Genomic DNA, 16,857 nt, shown 5'->3' with positions numbered 1-16,857 from the left:
CATGCTCCGCGCCATCCATCATGTCGCCATCATCTGCTCCGACTACACGCGGTCGAAGGCGTTCTATACCGAAACCCTGGGCCTGAAGGTCGTCCACGAGGTGTATCGCGAGGCCCGCGACTCCTGGAAACTCGACCTGGAGGTGAGTCCGGGCGTGCAGGTTGAGCTGTTCTCGTTTCCGTCGCCCCCGGCGCGGGTGTCCCGGCCCGAGGCCCAGGGCCTGCGCCACCTGGCCTTCGCCGTAGACGATATCGACGCCACCGTGGCCACGCTGACCGCCCGTGGGGTGGTTTGTGAACCGATCCGGGTGGATGAGTACACCGGGCAGCGGTTCACCTTCTTCGCCGACCCGGACGACCTGCCGCTGGAACTGTACGAAAGGGCGTGATCCGCGCCCTGCGGAGTCGCCGGCCGGTCATTCCGATGCGCTAAAATGCCGGACATGACCGAAGACCTTTCCAGCCGCCCGCGTCCCGCGGAAGCCGGCGCCCGCCGTCCCAGCACCGGTGTCGAAATCGACCGCGTGAAGGTCGGTGGCGGCGCGCCCGTCGTCGTCCAGTCGATGACCAATACGGATACCGAAGACCCGGTATCCACCGCGAAGCAGGTGGCCGAGCTGGCCCGTGCCGGTTCCGAGCTGGTGCGCATCACCGTGAACACGCCGGCCGCCGCCGCCGCGGTGCCGCGTATTCGCGAGCGACTGGACATGATGGGCGTCTCGGTGCCCCTCATCGGCGACTTCCACTACAACGGCCACCAGTTGCTCGAAGGCGAGCCGGCCTGCGCCGAGGCGCTGGCGAAGTACCGCATCAACCCCGGCAACGTGGGCTTCGGCAAGAAGAAGGATGCCCAGTTCGCCTCGATCATCGAGATGGCGATCCGCTACGGCAAGCCCGTGCGCATCGGCGCCAACTGGGGTTCGCTCGACCAGTCGATGGTTGCGGCGCTGATGGACGAAAACTCGCAGCGTGCGAGTCCGTGGGATGCCGGTCACGTGGCCCGTGAGGCCCTGATCCGTTCCGCGCTGGATTCCGCGGCGCGCGCCGAGGATCTCGGCCTGCCGCGCGACCGCATCATCCTGTCGTGCAAGGTGTCGGGGGTGCAGGAGCTCATCGCGGTGTATCGCGATCTCGCCCGGCGTGGCGATTACGCGCTGCACCTGGGCCTTACCGAGGCCGGCATGGGTTCCAAGGGCATCACGGCGTCCAGCGCCGCGCTGGCCGTGCTGTTGCAGGAAGGCATCGGCGACACCATCCGCATTTCGCTCACGCCGGAACCGGGCCAGTCGCGCACGGGAGAGGTCATCGTCGCGCAGGAGCTGTTGCAGACGATGGGCCTGCGCGCGTTCACGCCGCTGGTCACGGCCTGCCCGGGTTGCGGCCGCACCACCAGCGAGTTCTTCCAGGAGCTGGCGAAGACGGTGCAGGGCCATGTGCGCGAGCGCATGCCGGAATGGCGCGTGAAATACGACGGCGTGGAGAACCTCACCCTGGCCGTCATGGGCTGCGTGGTGAATGGCCCGGGCGAATCCAAGCACGCGAACATCGGCATCTCGCTGCCGGGCAACGGTGAAGCCCCTTCGGCACCGGTCTTCATCGACGGCGAAAAGTCCCTGACCCTGCGCGGCGACAACATCGCCGACGAATTCGTCGCCATCCTCGACAACTACGTAGAAACCCACTACGCCACCCGCCAAGACTAAAAAAATCCTGTAGGAGCGCGCCTTGCGCGCGACCGTCTGAAACGCTGCGTCGCCAGCTGAAAGGGGCTTCCCTACCGAAGGTGTGGGAGCCAATCGCCTCGGCGATGTTGCGCTCCGTAGGAACCCAGCCCATGTGGTGCGTCGCTCCGTAGGAAGGGCTCGCCTATCAGCCTCGCATCGGCACCCATACGTGGCGTTGCAGAGGCGACAGGGGCCGCCTCTGCCCATCGTGATCGCGGCGTGTTGTAGGAGCGCGCCTGCGCGCGACCGTTCATGGCGCGGCCCATCATCGCTCCCGTTCCACCGGTCGCGCGCAAGGCGCGCTCCTACAGGGATACGGGGTCGTGGTGCGAATACATTGTAGGAGCGCGCCTGCGCGCGACCGTTCATGGCACGGCCCATCATCGCTCCCGTTCCACCGGTCGCGCGCAAGGCGCGCTCCTACAGGGATGCGGGGTCGTGGTGCGAATGCGTTGTAGGAGCGCGCCTGCGCGCGACCGTTCATGGCGCGGCCCGTCACCGTTCCCGTTTCGCCGGTCGCGCGCAAGCACGCTCCTACAGGGATACGGGGTCGTGGTGCGAATACGTTGTAGGAGCGCGCCTGCGCGCGACCGTTCATGGCGCGGCCCATCACCGTTCCCGTTTCGCCGGTCGCGCGCAAGCACGCTCCTACATAACCGTCACGGTCTGCATGCGGGGGGTGCTTCATGATGATGGATGGCATACAACGAAGGAGACTTGGCATGACGCATGCCGTACCGCTTCTCGACCTCAATGACGGCCACAAGGCGCCGCAGCTTGGGTTCGGTGTCTTCCAGATTCCGAATGACGAAACGGCCAGGGCCGTCGATACGGCGCTGAAATCAGGCTATCGCTCGCTCGACACCGCGGCCATCTACAAAAATGAAGAAGGCGTGCGCCAGGGCATCGAGCGCGCTGGCGTGGCACGCAGCGATATCTTCCTCACCACCAAATTGTGGAACAGCGAACAGGGTTTCGACTCGACCCTGCGCGCGTTCGATGTCAGCGTGAAAAAGCTCGGCGTCGATTATCTCGACATGTATCTCATCCACTGGCCCGTGCCGAAGCATGATCGTTACGTGGATACCTGGAAAGCCTTCATCCGCCTGCGCGAGGAAGGGCGTATCCGTTCCATCGGCGTGTCCAACTTCCAGCCCGGTCATCTCGAACGCATCATCCGCGAAACCGGCGTCACGCCCGTGGTGAACCAGATCGAGGTGCATCCGGATTTTGCGCAGAACGATGTCGTCGCAGCCAACCGCAAGCACAAGGTGATCACCGAAGCCTGGAGCCCGCTGGGGCAGGGCGGTGATCTGCTGAAGAACGACACGCTGGTGGCACTGGCGAAGAAGCACGACAAGTCGCCTGCCCAGGTGGTGCTGCGCTGGCACGTGCAGCTGGGTCACATGGTGATCCCGAAGTCGGCCACGCCGGAGCGCATCCGCTCCAATATCGATGTGTTCGGTTTCCAGCTGTCCGACGAGGACATGGCCGCCATCGCGAAGCTCGATGCGGGCAAGCGCATGGGCCCGCATCCCGACGAACTCAGCTGACCGGGCTTACTTGTCCATCGTGACGTCGATCTCGATGGGATAGGGTGCCGGTGCCTTCGGGGGCACCGGCAGGGTCCAGGTGGCGAACTGGCCGGCGAAGCAGCCGGCTACCGGTGTCTGCGGGCTCACGGCCACCTCGGTGCTGCGGCCATCCGCGCCTACGGTAGCCACGAGCGTGAAGGGGCGCTTGTCTGCCGGTGCATTGCTCAGGATGCAGCTGCGCAGGGCGTCGGTGGCCGGATTGCCTATGTGGTCCCACAGGGCGCCCTGCCAGGCTTTGCCTTCGGGCCTGGTCTCCAGGGCTTTCGCGGCGTGCACGCGCTGGTCGAATCCATGGTCGGCGGCGAGGGCCAGGGCTAGCGCGAACAGCATGCGGATGTCTCCAGGTCGGGTACGCCGGGCAGGCGGGGGCTTCACATGGTGGCTTTTACGGTCTGAACGTCAAGCGTCGCCATCGCGGCGCATGGAGAACGCCGATGCGCATCCTTGCTTCCCTGATGATGACGGGGCTGATCGCCGGTGCTGCCATGGCCCAGCAGGCGCCGCCGGCCGGCGGTGTGCAGCCTGTTCCGCCGGGTAGCCCTGCACCGCAGGTGCAACCGGGTCATCCTGGTGTGCCGGGTCAACCCGCCCAGCAGGCACATCCCGTGAGCCCTTCACGTCCAGGCCTGCCGGTGAGGCCCCCCAGCCCGGCGCAGCCCGCGAATCCGGACCAGCCCAATCCCGCGGCCGCCCCGGTGCACCCGGTGTCCAGTGCAGGTGCCACGGAGCGTGGCATGGCGCCGGTGCAGCCCGCCACGGGCGTGACGCAGCGTGTGGACGATGCGGCCAGTCATAGCGTGGATGCTCAGGGCCGCCCGCTGGATACCCAGGGCAAGCCCGTGGGACAGGCGCCCGCGCCTACATCGAGCCGCTGACCCTCTTCATGGGGTCGCATGTGTCTGCGGGCCTGGGCTAACATTCGCTGAATGCCTTATTCAGCGGGGATTTGGGATGAAACGAGCGATCGCCCTGGCCCTCGTCGCCTTGGCCCTCACGGGGTGCCAGGGTATGACGAGCAAGATGTCGAAACTCGACGTCGGCACCGACCGTGACGAGGTCATCGATCGCCTGGGCAAGCCCGATTCCGATCGTTCCATGATCGGCTACGAGGTGTTGAGCTGGCTGGACCGGCGGCCGTCGCGTTTTTCCTTCGGCCGGCAGGATTACACCGTGGTGTTGAAGGATGCCAAGGTGACCCAGTTCGGGCCGGGGCTGATCCGGCGGGATGGGAAGACGACCTTGCAGATTGAGAAGGAAGACAAGTAGCGGCAGGTTGGTGCGTTGTCCCCTACGGGTGCTTATGTAGGAGCGCGCCTCGCGCGCGACCGGTAAAGACGAAACGCACCCATCGCCGTCACCCTCCTGACGGGCGCCTCACCCCAGCCACCCCCGCCGCCGATAAACCCACACGGCCACATACTCCCGCAGGCTGCGCGCCGTCAGCGTCAACGCATCCCGCCTTGGCAACCACGCCGGCGCATGCTCCAGCAGCCCATGCCCCTCGTTTGCCGCCACCGGCCTCACCGCCAGCCCGGCCTGCCGGAAACACCCCGCGGCCCGGCGCAGATGAATATCCGAACTTACCAACGCGATCGCGTCGACCCCGTTGGCCTTCAGGATCGCCGCAGACGCCATCGCATTCTCGTGTGTATTCTCGCTGCCACTTTCCGACCTGAGCGCCACGGCCGGCACGCCCGCCCGGATGAACCTCCGCATGAGGTCATCGGCCTGGTCCCGGCCGGAAGCGAGCAGGAGTGGCGCCTCCCCTTCGGTCCATAACCGCAACGCCGTACCAGCCCGGCTATCCGCCGGCATCGTCATCACCGGCAGTTTCCCCCCGCCCAGCACGACGATGGCCTGCACCCGCGCAGGCTCTACCGGTGAAGCCACTAGCAATCCGTCGCGCAGGCACAAGGCAAACGCAGGCGTCGAAGCCACCCAGATCCACCCCAGCGCCACGACCGCGCAGGCTGCGCCCGCACGGGGTCGTCGCCAGCCGATGAAGACCAGCGCCAGCACGCCAAGCAGCAGCGACTGGATGGCGGGATGCAGAAGTCGGCTCGCGTAGTCCAAGACGAAAGTGGTACTGCCGGTAGTCCATGTGCGGTCAGGGTCTCGCATCTGCCTTTGTTTCGCCTTCGGTCGAACGGCATAGGCGGGCTGTCGAATGGACGCCATGGTCTATCGGAAAGACGATACCGGTCGAGCGAAGTCACAGGGGTAGGTGGTTGTCATGAAGCGTTGGGATCGCGTCGCCGTACTCATCGCAGCCGTCATGCTTGGCGCCTGTGCCACGGGAGGCAGCAGCCTTCCACCTCCGAAACAGGACGCCAGCGCCACGATGGTGGACGCCTACCAGATCGGCGTCGACGATCAGTTGCAGGTCACCGTCTGGCATAACCCGGATCTCAGCGTGAGCGTGCCCGTGCGGCCGGATGGCAAGGTCACCGTGCCGCTGGTGGGTGATGTCGCCGCCGGCGGACGCAGTACCGACCAGGTAGCGGCGGAGATCCAGCAGAAGCTCGCGCAATACATCCGCGATCCGCAGGTGGCGGTGATCCTCACCGAGCTGCGCAGTCACGAATACCTGTCTCGCGTGCGCGTGACCGGTGCCGTGCGCAGTCCCATTTCCGTGCCATATCGCCAGGGCATGACGGTGCTTGATGCCGTGCTGGCCGCTGGCGGCACCACCGAATTCGCCGCACCCGACCGCACCGAGCTGTACCGGCACGGCACGGGCGGAACGACGCAGTCTTATTCCGTGCGCCTGGAGAAGATCCTCCAGCAGGGCGACCTGGCCAGCAATTACCCGGTGCAACCGGGCGATGTGATCACGGTGCCACAGCGCGCTTTCTGATGAAGCCCGGCAGACGGGTGCAAGGGGTCTTCGATGAGTGGTGAACTGGTTCCGTTCGCGGGCATGCTGCCCGCCCTGGCTGGCGAAGCGCGCCGCTGGCGGATGACGATGGGCGTGACCTTCGCCGTGATCGCCTTGCTGGCGCTGGCGATCGGCCTCTTGTGGCCGAAGAAGTATGAAGCCTCGGTGACGATCCTGGCCCAGGAAACCAGCATCATCACCCCATTGATGGAAGGTGCCGCTACCGCCACGGCGAACAAGAACCGTGCCGGCATCGCGCGCGACGTGATCTTCAGCCGCAAGGTGCTGGAGCAGGTGATGGCCACGGGCGGCTGGGATGCCTCGAAGCTGTCGCCGCTGGAGCACGACAAGATCATCGAAGGCATCAAGTCGCGCACGAAGATCGTCAACAACAGCGACAACCTCATCACCATCAGCTATTTCGATTCCGAGCCGCGCCGTGCCTACGACGTCACGCGCGCTTTCGGTCAGCTCTTCATCAGCGAAAGCCTGGCATCGAAGCAGCGTGAGAGCCGCGAGGCCTATGAATTCATCAACAGCCAGGTCGAGGCCTATCGCGGCAAGCTCACCGATGCCGAAGACAAGCTGAAGTCCTATCGCGACGCGAATCCCGATGCACGCCCCGGCAGCGAGATCGACACCAATTCGCGGATCAGCCAGCTGCGCACTCAGATCGAAACCAATCGCATGGATTACATGCAGAAGCAGTCGCAGGCAGCGGCACTGTCAGGCCAGCTGAGCGGCGAGTCCGAAGTGAATGCCGTGCAGACCGTAGGCGGCATCTACCAGACGGAACTGGCCGACCTGCAAGGCCAGCTCGACAAGCTGCTGCTCAACTACACCGAGGATTACCCCGATGTGGTGCGCATCCGTCACCAGATGGATGACGTGCGCCGGCAGATGCAGGCCGCCGATGCCCAGCGGGTGGCCGGTTCGCCCATGGCGGTGGATCGTGCCACCACGCTCAACCCCGTCTACCAGCAGATGCGCGTGCAGCTGGCCACCGTGCGTGGCGATGCCGCTGCGAGTGCCGCGCGCGTGTCGGCCAGCGAATCGATGCTGCAATCCGAACTGGAACGCAGCAAGCGCATCGCCAATTCCGAGAACGTCACGGCGGAGCTGACCCGCGACTACACCGTGAACCGCGATGTCTACCAGGATCTGCTGAAGCGTCGTGAAAACGCACGCGTGTCGATGAACCTCGATGCCGAACAGCGTGGCCTGACCTTCCTCGTGCAGAACCCGGCGATCCTGCCACTGGTGCCTTCGGGCCTGCGTTTCCTGCATTTCGGCATCGCCGGGCTGGTGCTTTCACTGGCCATTCCCTTCGGCCTGCTGTTCGCGGTGGTGCGCTTCGACCCCCGCGTTCGCTCGGCAGCGCAGGTGGAAAAGGCCATCGGCTATCCCGTGCTGGCCAGCGTGCCGTTCTATCCCACGCCCGGCGACCGTCGCCGGGACCATGTCCGCAACCTGACCCTGGTGCTGATCGTGCTGGGTGTCGCCGCGGTTTACCTGGTGCTGTTCCTTATCCGGATGAAGGGCTGAACCATGACCAAGACCGCCATCGATCCCGCCGAATTCACCGTGGCGACCGACGAGATACCGCCCGGGCACTCCATCGCCCGCATGCGCGAGGAAAGCCACGCGCTGGCGCCCATCGACTGCGAGCGCAAGCGGCTCATTCATCGCGAGGATTCCGTCCGCCAGCAGTCCGATGCATTCCGTGGCATCCGCACGCGCCTGCTGGAACTGGGCGGCGAGGGCAACTTCGTGACCCTGGTGGTGGCCGTGAGTCCGCGCTCGGGAGCGAGTTTCGTGGCGCGCAACCTCGCCACGGCCTTCGCCTTCGACGAAGCCAAGACCAGCCTGCTGGTGGACTGCAACCTGCGCTATCCCAACCAGCACAAGGCCTTCGGCGTGGAGCCCTCCACCGGCGGCCTCATCGACTTCCTCGAACACCCGTCGCGCGGCATCGCCTCGATCATGTATCACACGGGCGTGCCACGCCTTCGCCTGATTCCCTCCGGCACGTCGCGGGAGAACGGTGGCGAGTATTTCTCGTCGTTCCGCATGCGCGCGGTGCTCGATTCGCTGCGCTGCCGTTATTCCGATCGCTACATCTTCCTCGACGGTCCGCCGGTCAAAGGCTCGCCCGATGCGCGCATCCTGGCGGATCTCGCTGACGTGGTGGTGCTAGTGGCGGGTTACGGCCGCGATACGCCGGCAGCCATCAACCAGGCCATCGCCAACTTCGATCCCGCCAAATTTGCCGGCGTGGTTTTCAACCAGACGCCGTGAAGGCGGTCCGTGCCTTGGCAGGGGCCCGGGGAGGAAACATGGCATCGACAAGGCTAGCCCGCGCCATCGTGCTCGCGCTGGCGACCGCACCCGCCCTGGCAACGGCGGGCACGCTCGATTACACGCTGTATGCCGGCCTGGAACACAGCAACAACATCGCTTTGTCGTCCAGCCAGCCCATCAGCGAGAACGTGTTCACGCCAGGTGGCACCTTCCAGTTCATCCAGCAGGGTTCGACCTTCCAGGCCAATATCGCCGGCACCTTCGAGTATCGCAAATACCTCGACAACCATTTCGATTCGCAGGCGCAGACCCAGCTGGCGGGGCAGGCCAACTGGACCATGCTGCCGGATCGCCTGGATTTCTCGGTCGAAGACTATGCCGGCGTGCAGCCGGTGGACCAGCTCGCCAGCAATTCGCCCAACAACCAGCAGCAGACCAACGTGCTGGTGGCCGGCCCCACGCTGCGCATGCGCTTTGGCGATGCGGCGCGCGGGCAGATCGAGCTGCGCTACATCAACAGCTACGCGTCGAAGGTGGACGAGTTCGACTCCAAACGTGGTTTGCTGGCTTTCCGCCTGTTCCGCGACCTGAGCCCTACCGACCAGATCTCCGGCAACGTCGAACTGCAACGCATCCACTTCGACAACCAGCCATCCAGCGCCGACTACGATCGCAAGGAAGCGTATCTGCGCTACACGAGCACGCTGGCGCGTTTTGATGCGGACGTGGTGCTGGGCGGTACGCAGCTGTCGTTCGATGGCGGCCGGGATACCTCGGCGCCGCTGTTCCGCGCACGCCTGGGCTGGCAGCCGACACCGCGCAACAACTTCACACTGAGCGGCACCTACCAGTACGCCGATGCGGCGCAGGACATGATCACCACGCCGGGCGTGTACACCAGCGCCGGTGCGGCCGACCGCGTGGAGTCCATCGACCCCTTTGCCAATACATCGGGGCTGGGACGCGGTGTGACGTCGGGCATCGGCGTGGGCAGCGCCGTGATCGGTTCGCAGGTGTACAAGGAACGCCGCGTCGAAGGCACCTGGAACTGGCGCTCCGAGCGAATCAATCTCACGGTGTCGCCATCGTTCAGCCGCCTGCGCTACATCGGCGACCAGACCTTCGACCAGACCGCGCGCGACCTGAGCGTGGGCCTGGGCTACCGCATCGATCCGACGCTGACCCTTACCGGCTTTGCCACGGCCGAGAAACTGCAATACGACACCATCGCCCGTCGCGACAACACCGTGCGCGTCGGCCTGGACCTGGGCCAGCAGTGGAATCGTCACTGGAGCTGGCATGTATCGGCCGCACGCGAGCGGCGTACCAGCGATGCCGTGGGGCAGAGCTACCGCGAGACGGAATTCTTCGTCGGCGTGGTTTACAGGAGGTAGAGATGACCCCGACCGAGACCCCGTTCTTCTTTGGTCCGCGCGCCGGACTGTTCGGCATGTATCACGCGCCGGAAGGCCGTGCGCGCGCGTGCCTGCTCATGTGCCCGCCGCTGGGCCAGGACCTGATCCGTTGCCATCGCCTCTATCGCCAGCTGGCCCAGTCGGTGGCTGCACGCGGCATCGCCGTGCTGCGCTTCGATTATCACGGCACGGGCGACTCAGCCGGTGACAGCGCCGACGTGGACTGGAACCGCTGTATCGCCGACGCCGTGACGGCCGCCACCGAGCTGCGCTCGCATTCGGGTGCCGACCGGGTGGTGGCCTTCGGGGCGCGACTGGGCGCGAGCATTGCGCTGGCCGCCGATGCGGCGCGTTTCGCCGAAGTGATCGCGTGGGACCCCATCCTGGACGGACAGGCGCACATGGCGGCCATGGACGCCTTGCAGGCCGCCTTGCGCGAAGACGCAGGGCGCTTCACGAAGCCGCGCGCGCATGCCGACGTGGCGGCGCAGTGGCTTGGGTTCGCCGTGAGCGAACCGCTTCGCCAGCAGCTGGCGGCTTTGCGACCGGAAGCCTTCGCCACGCCGTCGCTCACCATCGATTCCACGGCCGTCGTGCCGCGCACCGACGGAAGCACGCGCGTCGTACCGCTCGGCCAGCCCACGCCCTGGAACGACCTGAGGCGCCTGGAGTCGGCCATCCTGTCGCATCCGCTGATCCATGCCGTGGGCAGCCACCTGGAGCGTGCGGCATGAGTCGGGAAGAAGCCCATCGTTTCGGTCGTGCCAGCCACCTGGTGGGCGTGGTGGGGCTGCCTGACACGCGCCGCGCGGCGATCGGCGTCATCGTGCTCAACGCGGGTCTCGTGCATCGCGTGGGACCGTTCCGCCTGCATGTGGAGCTGACCCGGCGCATCAATGCCACCGGCTACGCCACCCTGCGTTTCGACCTGTCCACGCTGGGCGACAGTGCGGCAGCACCGGGCAGCCTCACGCGCACCCAGCAGGTGGAAGCCGATCTCGACGATGCCATGCGCCTGCTGGCCGAGCGCACGGGCTGCGAGCGGTTCGTGCTTATGGGCCTGTGTTCCGGTGCACAGAATGCGCATACGGTGGCGGCCAGCGATCCGCGCGTGACCGGCGCCGTTTTCCTCGATGGCTATGCCTACCGCACCTTCGGCTACAAGCTGCGGCATTACCTGCCGCGCGTGCTGGACCCCTCCCGCTGGATGCGTCGCCTGCGTCGGCGTGCCCGCACCACGGGCGGGGAATCGGCGGAGCCGGTGTTCGCCGTGGCACCCGCGCCACGCGATGAAGTCATCGCCGACTTCACCGCCATGGTGGAGCGGGGCATGAAGCTGTACCTCGTCTATTCCGGGGGCATCAGCACGCATTTCAATCATGCCAGGCAGTTTCGCGAATGCTTTGGCAGGATCATGGACCACCCCTCGGTGACGACGCGCTACGCCGCCGACACCGATCACACCTATATCCTCACCGTGGATCGCGAGCGCCTGCTCGACGGCATCCGCGACTGGCTCGTAGGCAACTTCCCGGGCCCGGATGTCAGGAGGCCTGCATGAGTACGGTACTGGTCACGGGAGGCGCCGGTTACATCGGCAGCCATACGGTGCAACAGCTGGTGGAGCGGGGCGACCGCGTGGTGGTGGTGGATAACCTCTCCACGGGCTTCCACGACGCGGTGCATCGCAAGGCCATCTTCGTCTGGGGCGACGTGGGCGACCGCAAGCTGATGGCGCGGGTGATGAAGCAATGGCGCATCGATGCCGTGCTGCACTTCGCAGCGCACACCGTGGTGCCCGAGTCGGTGAGCGACCCGTTGCGCTACTACGGCAACAACACGATGAACACGCGTAGCCTGCTGGAGAGCTGCGCACGGTTCGGGGTGGACAAGTTCATTTTCTCGTCTACCGCTGCCGTCTATGGCAACACCGCCGATGGCGTCGCGGACGAAAACACGGCCACGTCGCCGGCCAATCCCTACGGCCGCTCCAAGCTCATGTCGGAGACCATGCTGCGCGACTGGAGCGCCACGGGTGCCATGCGCCATGTGATCCTGCGCTACTTCAACGTGGCCGGCTGCGACCCTGAGGGGCGCATCGGGCATTCCACGCCGCACGCCACGTTGCTTATCAAGGTGGCCTGCGAGCATGCCATCGGCAAGCGCCATTGCCTCTCCATCTATGGCACTGACTACGACACGCCCGACGGTACCGGCGTGCGCGACTTCATCCATGTGGAAGACCTCGCCGCCGCTCATTTGCGTGCACTGGACCATCTGCGCGACGGGGGCGAATCCCTGGTGCTCAACTGCGGCTACGGGCATGGCTACAGCGTGCGTGAAGTCGCCAACACGGTAGCGCGTGTCTGCGGGCATGCGCTCAACGTCGTGGAGTTGCCACGCCGTCCGGGTGACATCGGCATGCTTATCGCGCGCAGCGACCTGCTGCGGCAAACGCTGGGCTGGACGCCGCGGTACGACGATCTCGACGTGATCGTGCGCACCGCGCTGGACTGGGAATACCATCTGGCGGGCATGTCCGCGCCGCTGGTATCCGTCGCATGAAGGTCCCGCGCCGCCCCGGGCGTCAGGTCGTTGCCGTGCGTGCGGCACCTCCGGTATTGCGTCATGTGTTGTTTCTGCTTGCCTGCCTGCTGGGCCTGGCGACCTGGGTGTTTCCCGCCCACTCGCGCGACACGCTGCCCCAGGAGCAGCGCATCGACGTCACGCGCATCGCCGGCACGGGCGACTGCCTGCCTGTATCGGTGGGTATTCCGCTGCCGCCCGGTCGCCTGCGCGATGCCACCTTGCTGCGCATCGTGAACGAGAAGGGCGTGGAAGTGCCTGCCGACATCAAGCCGATGCTTACCTGGCATTTCCGCGATGGCAGCCTGCGTGCGATACGCGCCCAGTTTCATGGGCCGCCCGGTCGCTACTACTTTCTGCTGGACGCTCGCCGCGAGGCGAATGCCCCCGGCTGGCCGTATACACAAGGTCTCGTCGATGGCCGCCTCGCGGCTTTGGCAGCGCTCTCCCCCGAATGGCTGACCGCTTCCGGGATTGCCGGCCCCCAGCGCGTCGCCAGCCGGGGCGAAGCCTATGCCGGCTACGTGGATGGGCAGTTCCGCTGGGCGCGCGACCTGCCGGTCAAGGACACCACCGCGTGGCTGTTCGACCGGCCGTCCACCCTGTTCAAGGCCTATGTCCGCACCGGACGCGCCGACTACCTCGCCGCCGCCGAGGAAAGCTATCGCTGGTACATGAAGGGCATCACCCGCGAGGGGCGCTGCCCGGGCGGCTGGATCACGGATGGCAAGCCCTGCGACGTGAAGTACACCTATATCGAACCCATCCTGCTGGCCGTGGCGCTTACCGGCGACGACAGCATGCACGACGCGGCGCTGGTGAAGATGATGGCAACGCTATGGGACAGCGGCGGCTGGAACGGTGCGCCGGGGCCGTACCGCCGTCCCGACGATTACTTCACCGAGCGCCTGGCCGGACTGGGCCTTCTGGAAACCGTTGCCGCCTACGAACTCACCGGCGATACGCACTGGCGTGACCGCGTGCAGGCACGCGTGGGCTGGCTGCACGACCATCAGGCCAGCAACCCCGACGGCCTTGGCGACGATGGCGCATGGCGCAACAGCTGGAACGTGCACGAGAACGATCCACACGGCGCCAACGACGTACGCGGCGCCTCGCCGTGGATGAGCGAGAACATCATCGACGGCCTGTGGCATGCGTGGTGGGTAACGAAAGACCCGCGCGTCCCCGACATGATCCTGGCCTTCGGTCATTACCTCGAACGCTATGGCTGGATATCACCTTCGTTGCTCGTGTCGCCGCACGACTGGCGCAACGGTTGCTCGGGTCCGGATGGGCAGATTGCCTGGTACTGGTCATCGTCGAAGGCGAAGACCGACGCGTTGATGAAGATCCAGGAGTCCGAGGGCTGGTATAGCGACGGGCACACGGTGGAACTGGGCCTGCCGGTGGCCGCAGCCTATTACTTCGCGAAAGACGGCGCGGAAGCGGCCGTGTTCAAGCACCGCTTCGACGCCATCGCGTCGTCGTACAGCGCCTCCTGTGCCGCCATCTCGGACACGGCACGTCGCTTCAACTGGAACAACCGTGGTGCTGGCGTGGCGCAATGGATGATCCACCAGGCGCCCGGCGCGGGGAGGGCGCAGTGAACCGCCGTCTCGCCGTGCTGCGCAGCGTGGGCATCGTCACGGTGTCCACCTATGTCGAGTACGCGCTCGGCCTGCTGATGAGCGTGTGGATCGCCCGTGCGCTGGGTCCGCAGGACTTCGGTCATTACGCCTTCACCATCTGGCTGTGCGGCTGGCTGATCGTCTGCTCCAACCACGCATTGACCACCTCGTCCACGAAGTTCATCGCCGAAGCCGATGGCATGGGCGACCCGGCGCTGGCCTCGCATCTTGCCGCGCGTTTCTCGCGCATCCAGGGCTGGAGCTCGCTGGCGGTGATGCTGCTTTTCGTGGGCGGCGTGGCCATCATCCGCCCGTCGGAATGGGGTGGCGATGGCTTTGCCGTGGCGTCGCTGGTGGTGATCGCCGTGGTCGCCAAGGCCAACTATGCGGTGCTGGTCGCCATCGGCAAGGGACAGGAGCGTTTCGAACCGGAAGCGGTGGCGACGGTGGCCGGCGGCGTGCTGGGCATGCTCTTCGTATTGGCGGCGATGTGGCTCCGGGCCGGGTTGATCGCCTTCGTCGGCCTGTTCGCCGTGGCCTGCCTCGTGCTGAACGTGATCAACCGCATCATGTTCCGGCGGCAGTGCAGTCCCTTCGAGAGCGGCCCGATTCCCGCCGCCGTCAACCAGCGCGTGAACCGCCACCTGAAGCTTACCGCCGCGCTCGTGCTGATGGGCTCGTTCCGGCTCGGCACCATCGAGGTCTTCCTGCTCAACACCTTCAGCGGCTCGGTGGCGGTGGGTTACTTCGCCATCGCCGGCACGCTCACGCGCGGTGCCGTGCAGCTTTTCTCCGTGGGCCTGACCTCTACCTTGCTGCCCTATATGGCACGCACCTACGGGGAGAACGGTACGGCGCGCGCCGCGCGCTTCCTCGCCGAGGCAACACGCTTCTACTGGGCCATGGGCCTCGCCATCGCTGGGCTGGGCGTGGTCACCACGCCCGAGATCGTGCGCATCATGTACGGCGAGCGCTATGTCGCCGCCATTCCTGCCATCGAGGCCACGCTGGTGCTGGGTGGCCTGTTGCTCATCGGCAACGGTATTGCCGCGTTTCAGACGGTGGTGGATCGGCAGGATGACCGTATTCGCATCGCGGCGGTGGCGCTTACCGCCAATGCCGTGCTTGGCGTGGCGCTGATTCCGTCGCTGGGGCTGGCGGGTGCCGTCACCACGTACGCCACCACGCGCATTGTCGAAATGGCGCTCGCCATCCATTACCTGCGCAAGGCAACCGATGGCGGTCTGCCTTTGATGGCTATGGCACGCCTGTTTGTCGTAGGGCTGACGGCCACGGCGGCGGCCTGGATCGTCACGGAAGCCGTGCCCTCGCGCTGGGGCTTCCTCATCGGCGCCATGGTTTTCCTGATGGTGTATCTCCCCGGCAGCGCACTCGTGCGCTACTGGACGCGCGACGACCTGCAACTGATGGAAGGCCTGGGGCGCCGTCTCGGCACGCCGGGGCGTGTGCTGCTGCGGGTGCTGGCCGTGGTCAAGCCGGCAACGGTGGAGGCGGTGAGTCGATGAACCTCGTCTGTGACATCCTGCGCACGCGCGAGGCGCTGCTGGCGGCACGCGATGAAATGGCCGTGCTGGCCGAAGGGCAGGCACATGCGTCGTCGATCGTGCAGCATCCCGACTGGGTGCTCTACGAGATAGAGAGTCGTGACGATGGCACCGTGCCGCATGTGGTCGTTGCACGCAATGACGCGGGTGCCATCGTGGGCTACGCCCCGTTGCTTCAGGCACGCCATGTAGCGAGGCTGGATCTCGCCGGGCGTCGGCTCGATCTCTACAAGGGCATGGCCTTGCGCCTGCTGGGCTCGGGCGTAGTGACATCTCCCGCACTCCGTGCGTCCGTCAGCGACGCCATTGCCGGCCAGCTGGCGTCGGAGCGTGCGTTGCGCGTGCTTCGCATACAGGAGGCCATGCTTCCCGATCCGCTGGCGAAGGCACTGGCTAGCCACAAGGGCTTTCGACTGGTTGCTGCCCACCTGCGCGAGCAGGTGCACTGGATCATCGATCCACAACCGTCCTCCGAAGCGTGGCTGGCGACGCTGGAAAAGAAGAAGCGTACGGATCTGCTGCAGAGGGTAGGGCGCGCCTACCGAAAGCTGGGTGGTGATGCAGCCTTGCATCGTTACACCACGCCCGAACAGATGCCGGAGTACTGTCGTCTGCTTGACGAAGCCTACAAGCGTACGTGGCACCATTGCGACCTGCCCATCGACTGGCAGGCACCGGCGCGTGTTGCGTTGTTTCAGCGCCTTGCCAGGGCGGGGCAGGTGGTGGGGCATATCGTGCTGCGTGAAAGAAAGCCATTGGCCTACGTGCATGGCTACCGCCTGGGCGGTACATATCTAGTAGAAGACCTCGGTTATGACGAGGATGTCGCCCGGGTAGGGATTGGGTCGGTTGCCGTATTTCAAGCGATACGCGGCATCCTGGATGAGCATCCGGGCGAGCGGATCAGCTTTGGCTACGGCGACAACCAGTACAAGCGCGTGCTTGCCACCCGTAGTGAACCGTGTGGCTCACTGTATGCCGTACGCGCGGGCGCATCCACCGTAGGTTTTCACATGTATGGCCCAGCGCGCTGGTTCTACGGCAACCTGCGCCGCCTTCGCGAGCGCCACGCGCCATCCGCCCTGTAGGAGCGCGCCTTGCGCGCGACCGGTTTTCGCGACATTCGCCAAATCATTGCGCAGAAATCGCGGGCGCTGCATCGG

17 protein-coding genes are annotated in these 16,857 nt (G+C 65.7%); 15 read left to right on the top strand and 2 right to left on the bottom strand.

Going from position 1 to position 16,857, the window contains the following annotated elements; all coding sequences use genetic code 11:
• Position 1 precedes the first annotated feature (1 nt).
• The 3 genes from gloA2 (at position 2) to KR767_RS18230 (ending at position 3,276) form a co-directional block, all read left to right on the top strand.
• Entirely contained in the window at positions 2–388 is a 387-nt protein-coding gene (gene gloA2 / locus KR767_RS18240; protein ID WP_250877321.1) for an SMU1112c/YaeR family gloxylase I-like metalloprotein, read from the top strand.
• Between the two features lie 54 nt (positions 389–442).
• On the top strand, positions 443–1,702 hold the full coding sequence (ispG, locus tag KR767_RS18235; RefSeq protein ID WP_250877320.1) for a flavodoxin-dependent (E)-4-hydroxy-3-methylbut-2-enyl-diphosphate synthase: 1,260 nt from the start codon (positions 443–445) through the stop codon (positions 1,700–1,702).
• 743 nt (positions 1,703–2,445) lie between these two features.
• Positions 2,446–3,276: an aldo/keto reductase gene (locus KR767_RS18230; RefSeq protein WP_166946831.1), complete on the top strand. Its 831-nt coding sequence runs from the start codon at positions 2,446–2,448 to the stop codon at positions 3,274–3,276.
• Positions 3,277–3,282: 6 nt separating this feature from the next.
• Here the strand turns inward: KR767_RS18230 and KR767_RS18225 are convergent, their stop codons facing one another.
• Positions 3,283–3,648, bottom strand: a complete 366-nt coding sequence (locus KR767_RS18225; protein ID WP_250877319.1) for a peptidase C13 — start codon at positions 3,646–3,648, stop codon at positions 3,283–3,285.
• A 104-nt stretch (positions 3,649–3,752) separates the two neighbouring features.
• Between KR767_RS18225 and KR767_RS18220 the strand changes: the two genes are divergently transcribed.
• Together KR767_RS18220 and KR767_RS18215 are read left to right on the top strand one after the other, a co-directional pair.
• Positions 3,753–4,193: a hypothetical protein gene (locus tag KR767_RS18220; protein ID WP_250877318.1), complete on the top strand. Its 441-nt coding sequence runs from the start codon at positions 3,753–3,755 to the stop codon at positions 4,191–4,193.
• Positions 4,194–4,269: 76 nt separating this feature from the next.
• A complete protein-coding gene (locus KR767_RS18215) occupies positions 4,270–4,584 on the top strand; it encodes a hypothetical protein (protein ID WP_166946829.1) in 315 nt (104 codons plus the stop codon).
• A gap of 108 nt (positions 4,585–4,692) precedes the next feature.
• Here KR767_RS18215 and KR767_RS18210 read toward each other — a convergent pair whose 3' ends face one another.
• Entirely contained in the window at positions 4,693–5,439 is a 747-nt protein-coding gene (locus tag KR767_RS18210; protein ID WP_250877317.1) for a YdcF family protein, read from the bottom strand.
• Positions 5,440–5,551: 112 nt separating this feature from the next.
• On the opposite strand from KR767_RS18210, the gene KR767_RS18205 reads away from it, so the two are divergent.
• The 10 genes from KR767_RS18205 to KR767_RS18160 are packed head-to-tail and all read left to right on the top strand — an operon-like array spanning position 5,552 to position 16,782.
• Positions 5,552–6,175 (top strand): XrtA/PEP-CTERM system exopolysaccharide export protein, encoded by a 624-nt coding sequence (locus tag KR767_RS18205; RefSeq protein WP_166946827.1) that lies wholly within the window; start codon positions 5,552–5,554, stop codon positions 6,173–6,175.
• A gap of 33 nt (positions 6,176–6,208) precedes the next feature.
• Entirely contained in the window at positions 6,209–7,741 is a 1,533-nt protein-coding gene (locus tag KR767_RS18200; RefSeq protein ID WP_166946826.1) for an XrtA system polysaccharide chain length determinant, read from the top strand.
• Between the two features lie 3 nt (positions 7,742–7,744).
• Positions 7,745–8,494: a CpsD/CapB family tyrosine-protein kinase gene (locus KR767_RS18195; RefSeq protein ID WP_243853046.1), complete on the top strand. Its 750-nt coding sequence runs from the start codon at positions 7,745–7,747 to the stop codon at positions 8,492–8,494.
• Between the two features lie 38 nt (positions 8,495–8,532).
• Positions 8,533–9,891 (top strand): outer membrane beta-barrel protein, encoded by a 1,359-nt coding sequence (locus KR767_RS18190; RefSeq protein WP_250877316.1) that lies wholly within the window; start codon positions 8,533–8,535, stop codon positions 9,889–9,891.
• 2 nt (positions 9,892–9,893) lie between these two features.
• Positions 9,894–10,646, top strand: coding sequence for an alpha/beta fold hydrolase (locus tag KR767_RS18185; protein ID WP_250877315.1), 753 nt, complete (start codon positions 9,894–9,896; stop codon positions 10,644–10,646).
• The gene (locus KR767_RS18180) at positions 10,643–11,473 is read left to right on the top strand and encodes an alpha/beta fold hydrolase (protein WP_166946823.1); all 831 of its coding nucleotides are present in this window, start codon (positions 10,643–10,645) and stop codon (positions 11,471–11,473) included. Before KR767_RS18185 ends, KR767_RS18180 begins: the two co-directional genes overlap by 4 nt.
• Positions 11,470–12,477, top strand: coding sequence for a UDP-glucose 4-epimerase GalE (gene galE, locus KR767_RS18175; protein WP_166946822.1), 1,008 nt, complete (start codon positions 11,470–11,472; stop codon positions 12,475–12,477). Before KR767_RS18180 ends, galE begins: the two co-directional genes overlap by 4 nt.
• A complete protein-coding gene (locus KR767_RS18170; RefSeq protein ID WP_250877314.1) occupies positions 12,474–14,108 on the top strand; it encodes a hypothetical protein in 1,635 nt (544 codons plus the stop codon). Before galE ends, KR767_RS18170 begins: the two co-directional genes overlap by 4 nt.
• The gene (locus KR767_RS18165) at positions 14,105–15,655 is read left to right on the top strand and encodes an oligosaccharide flippase family protein (protein ID WP_250877313.1); all 1,551 of its coding nucleotides are present in this window, start codon (positions 14,105–14,107) and stop codon (positions 15,653–15,655) included. Before KR767_RS18170 ends, KR767_RS18165 begins: the two co-directional genes overlap by 4 nt.
• Positions 15,652–16,782, top strand: a complete 1,131-nt coding sequence (locus KR767_RS18160; RefSeq protein WP_250877312.1) for a GNAT family N-acetyltransferase — start codon at positions 15,652–15,654, stop codon at positions 16,780–16,782. The genes KR767_RS18165 and KR767_RS18160 overlap by 4 nt, the downstream gene beginning before the upstream one ends.
• The last annotated feature ends 75 nt before the right edge of the window (positions 16,783–16,857 follow it).

Origin of the sequence: Luteibacter anthropi (genome assembly GCF_023699965.1) — a bacterium.
GTDB lineage: Bacteria > Pseudomonadota > Gammaproteobacteria > Xanthomonadales > Rhodanobacteraceae > Luteibacter > Luteibacter anthropi.
The sequence above is the reverse complement of the archived record's forward strand: the minus strand, read 5'-3'. Positions and strand labels throughout refer to the sequence as shown.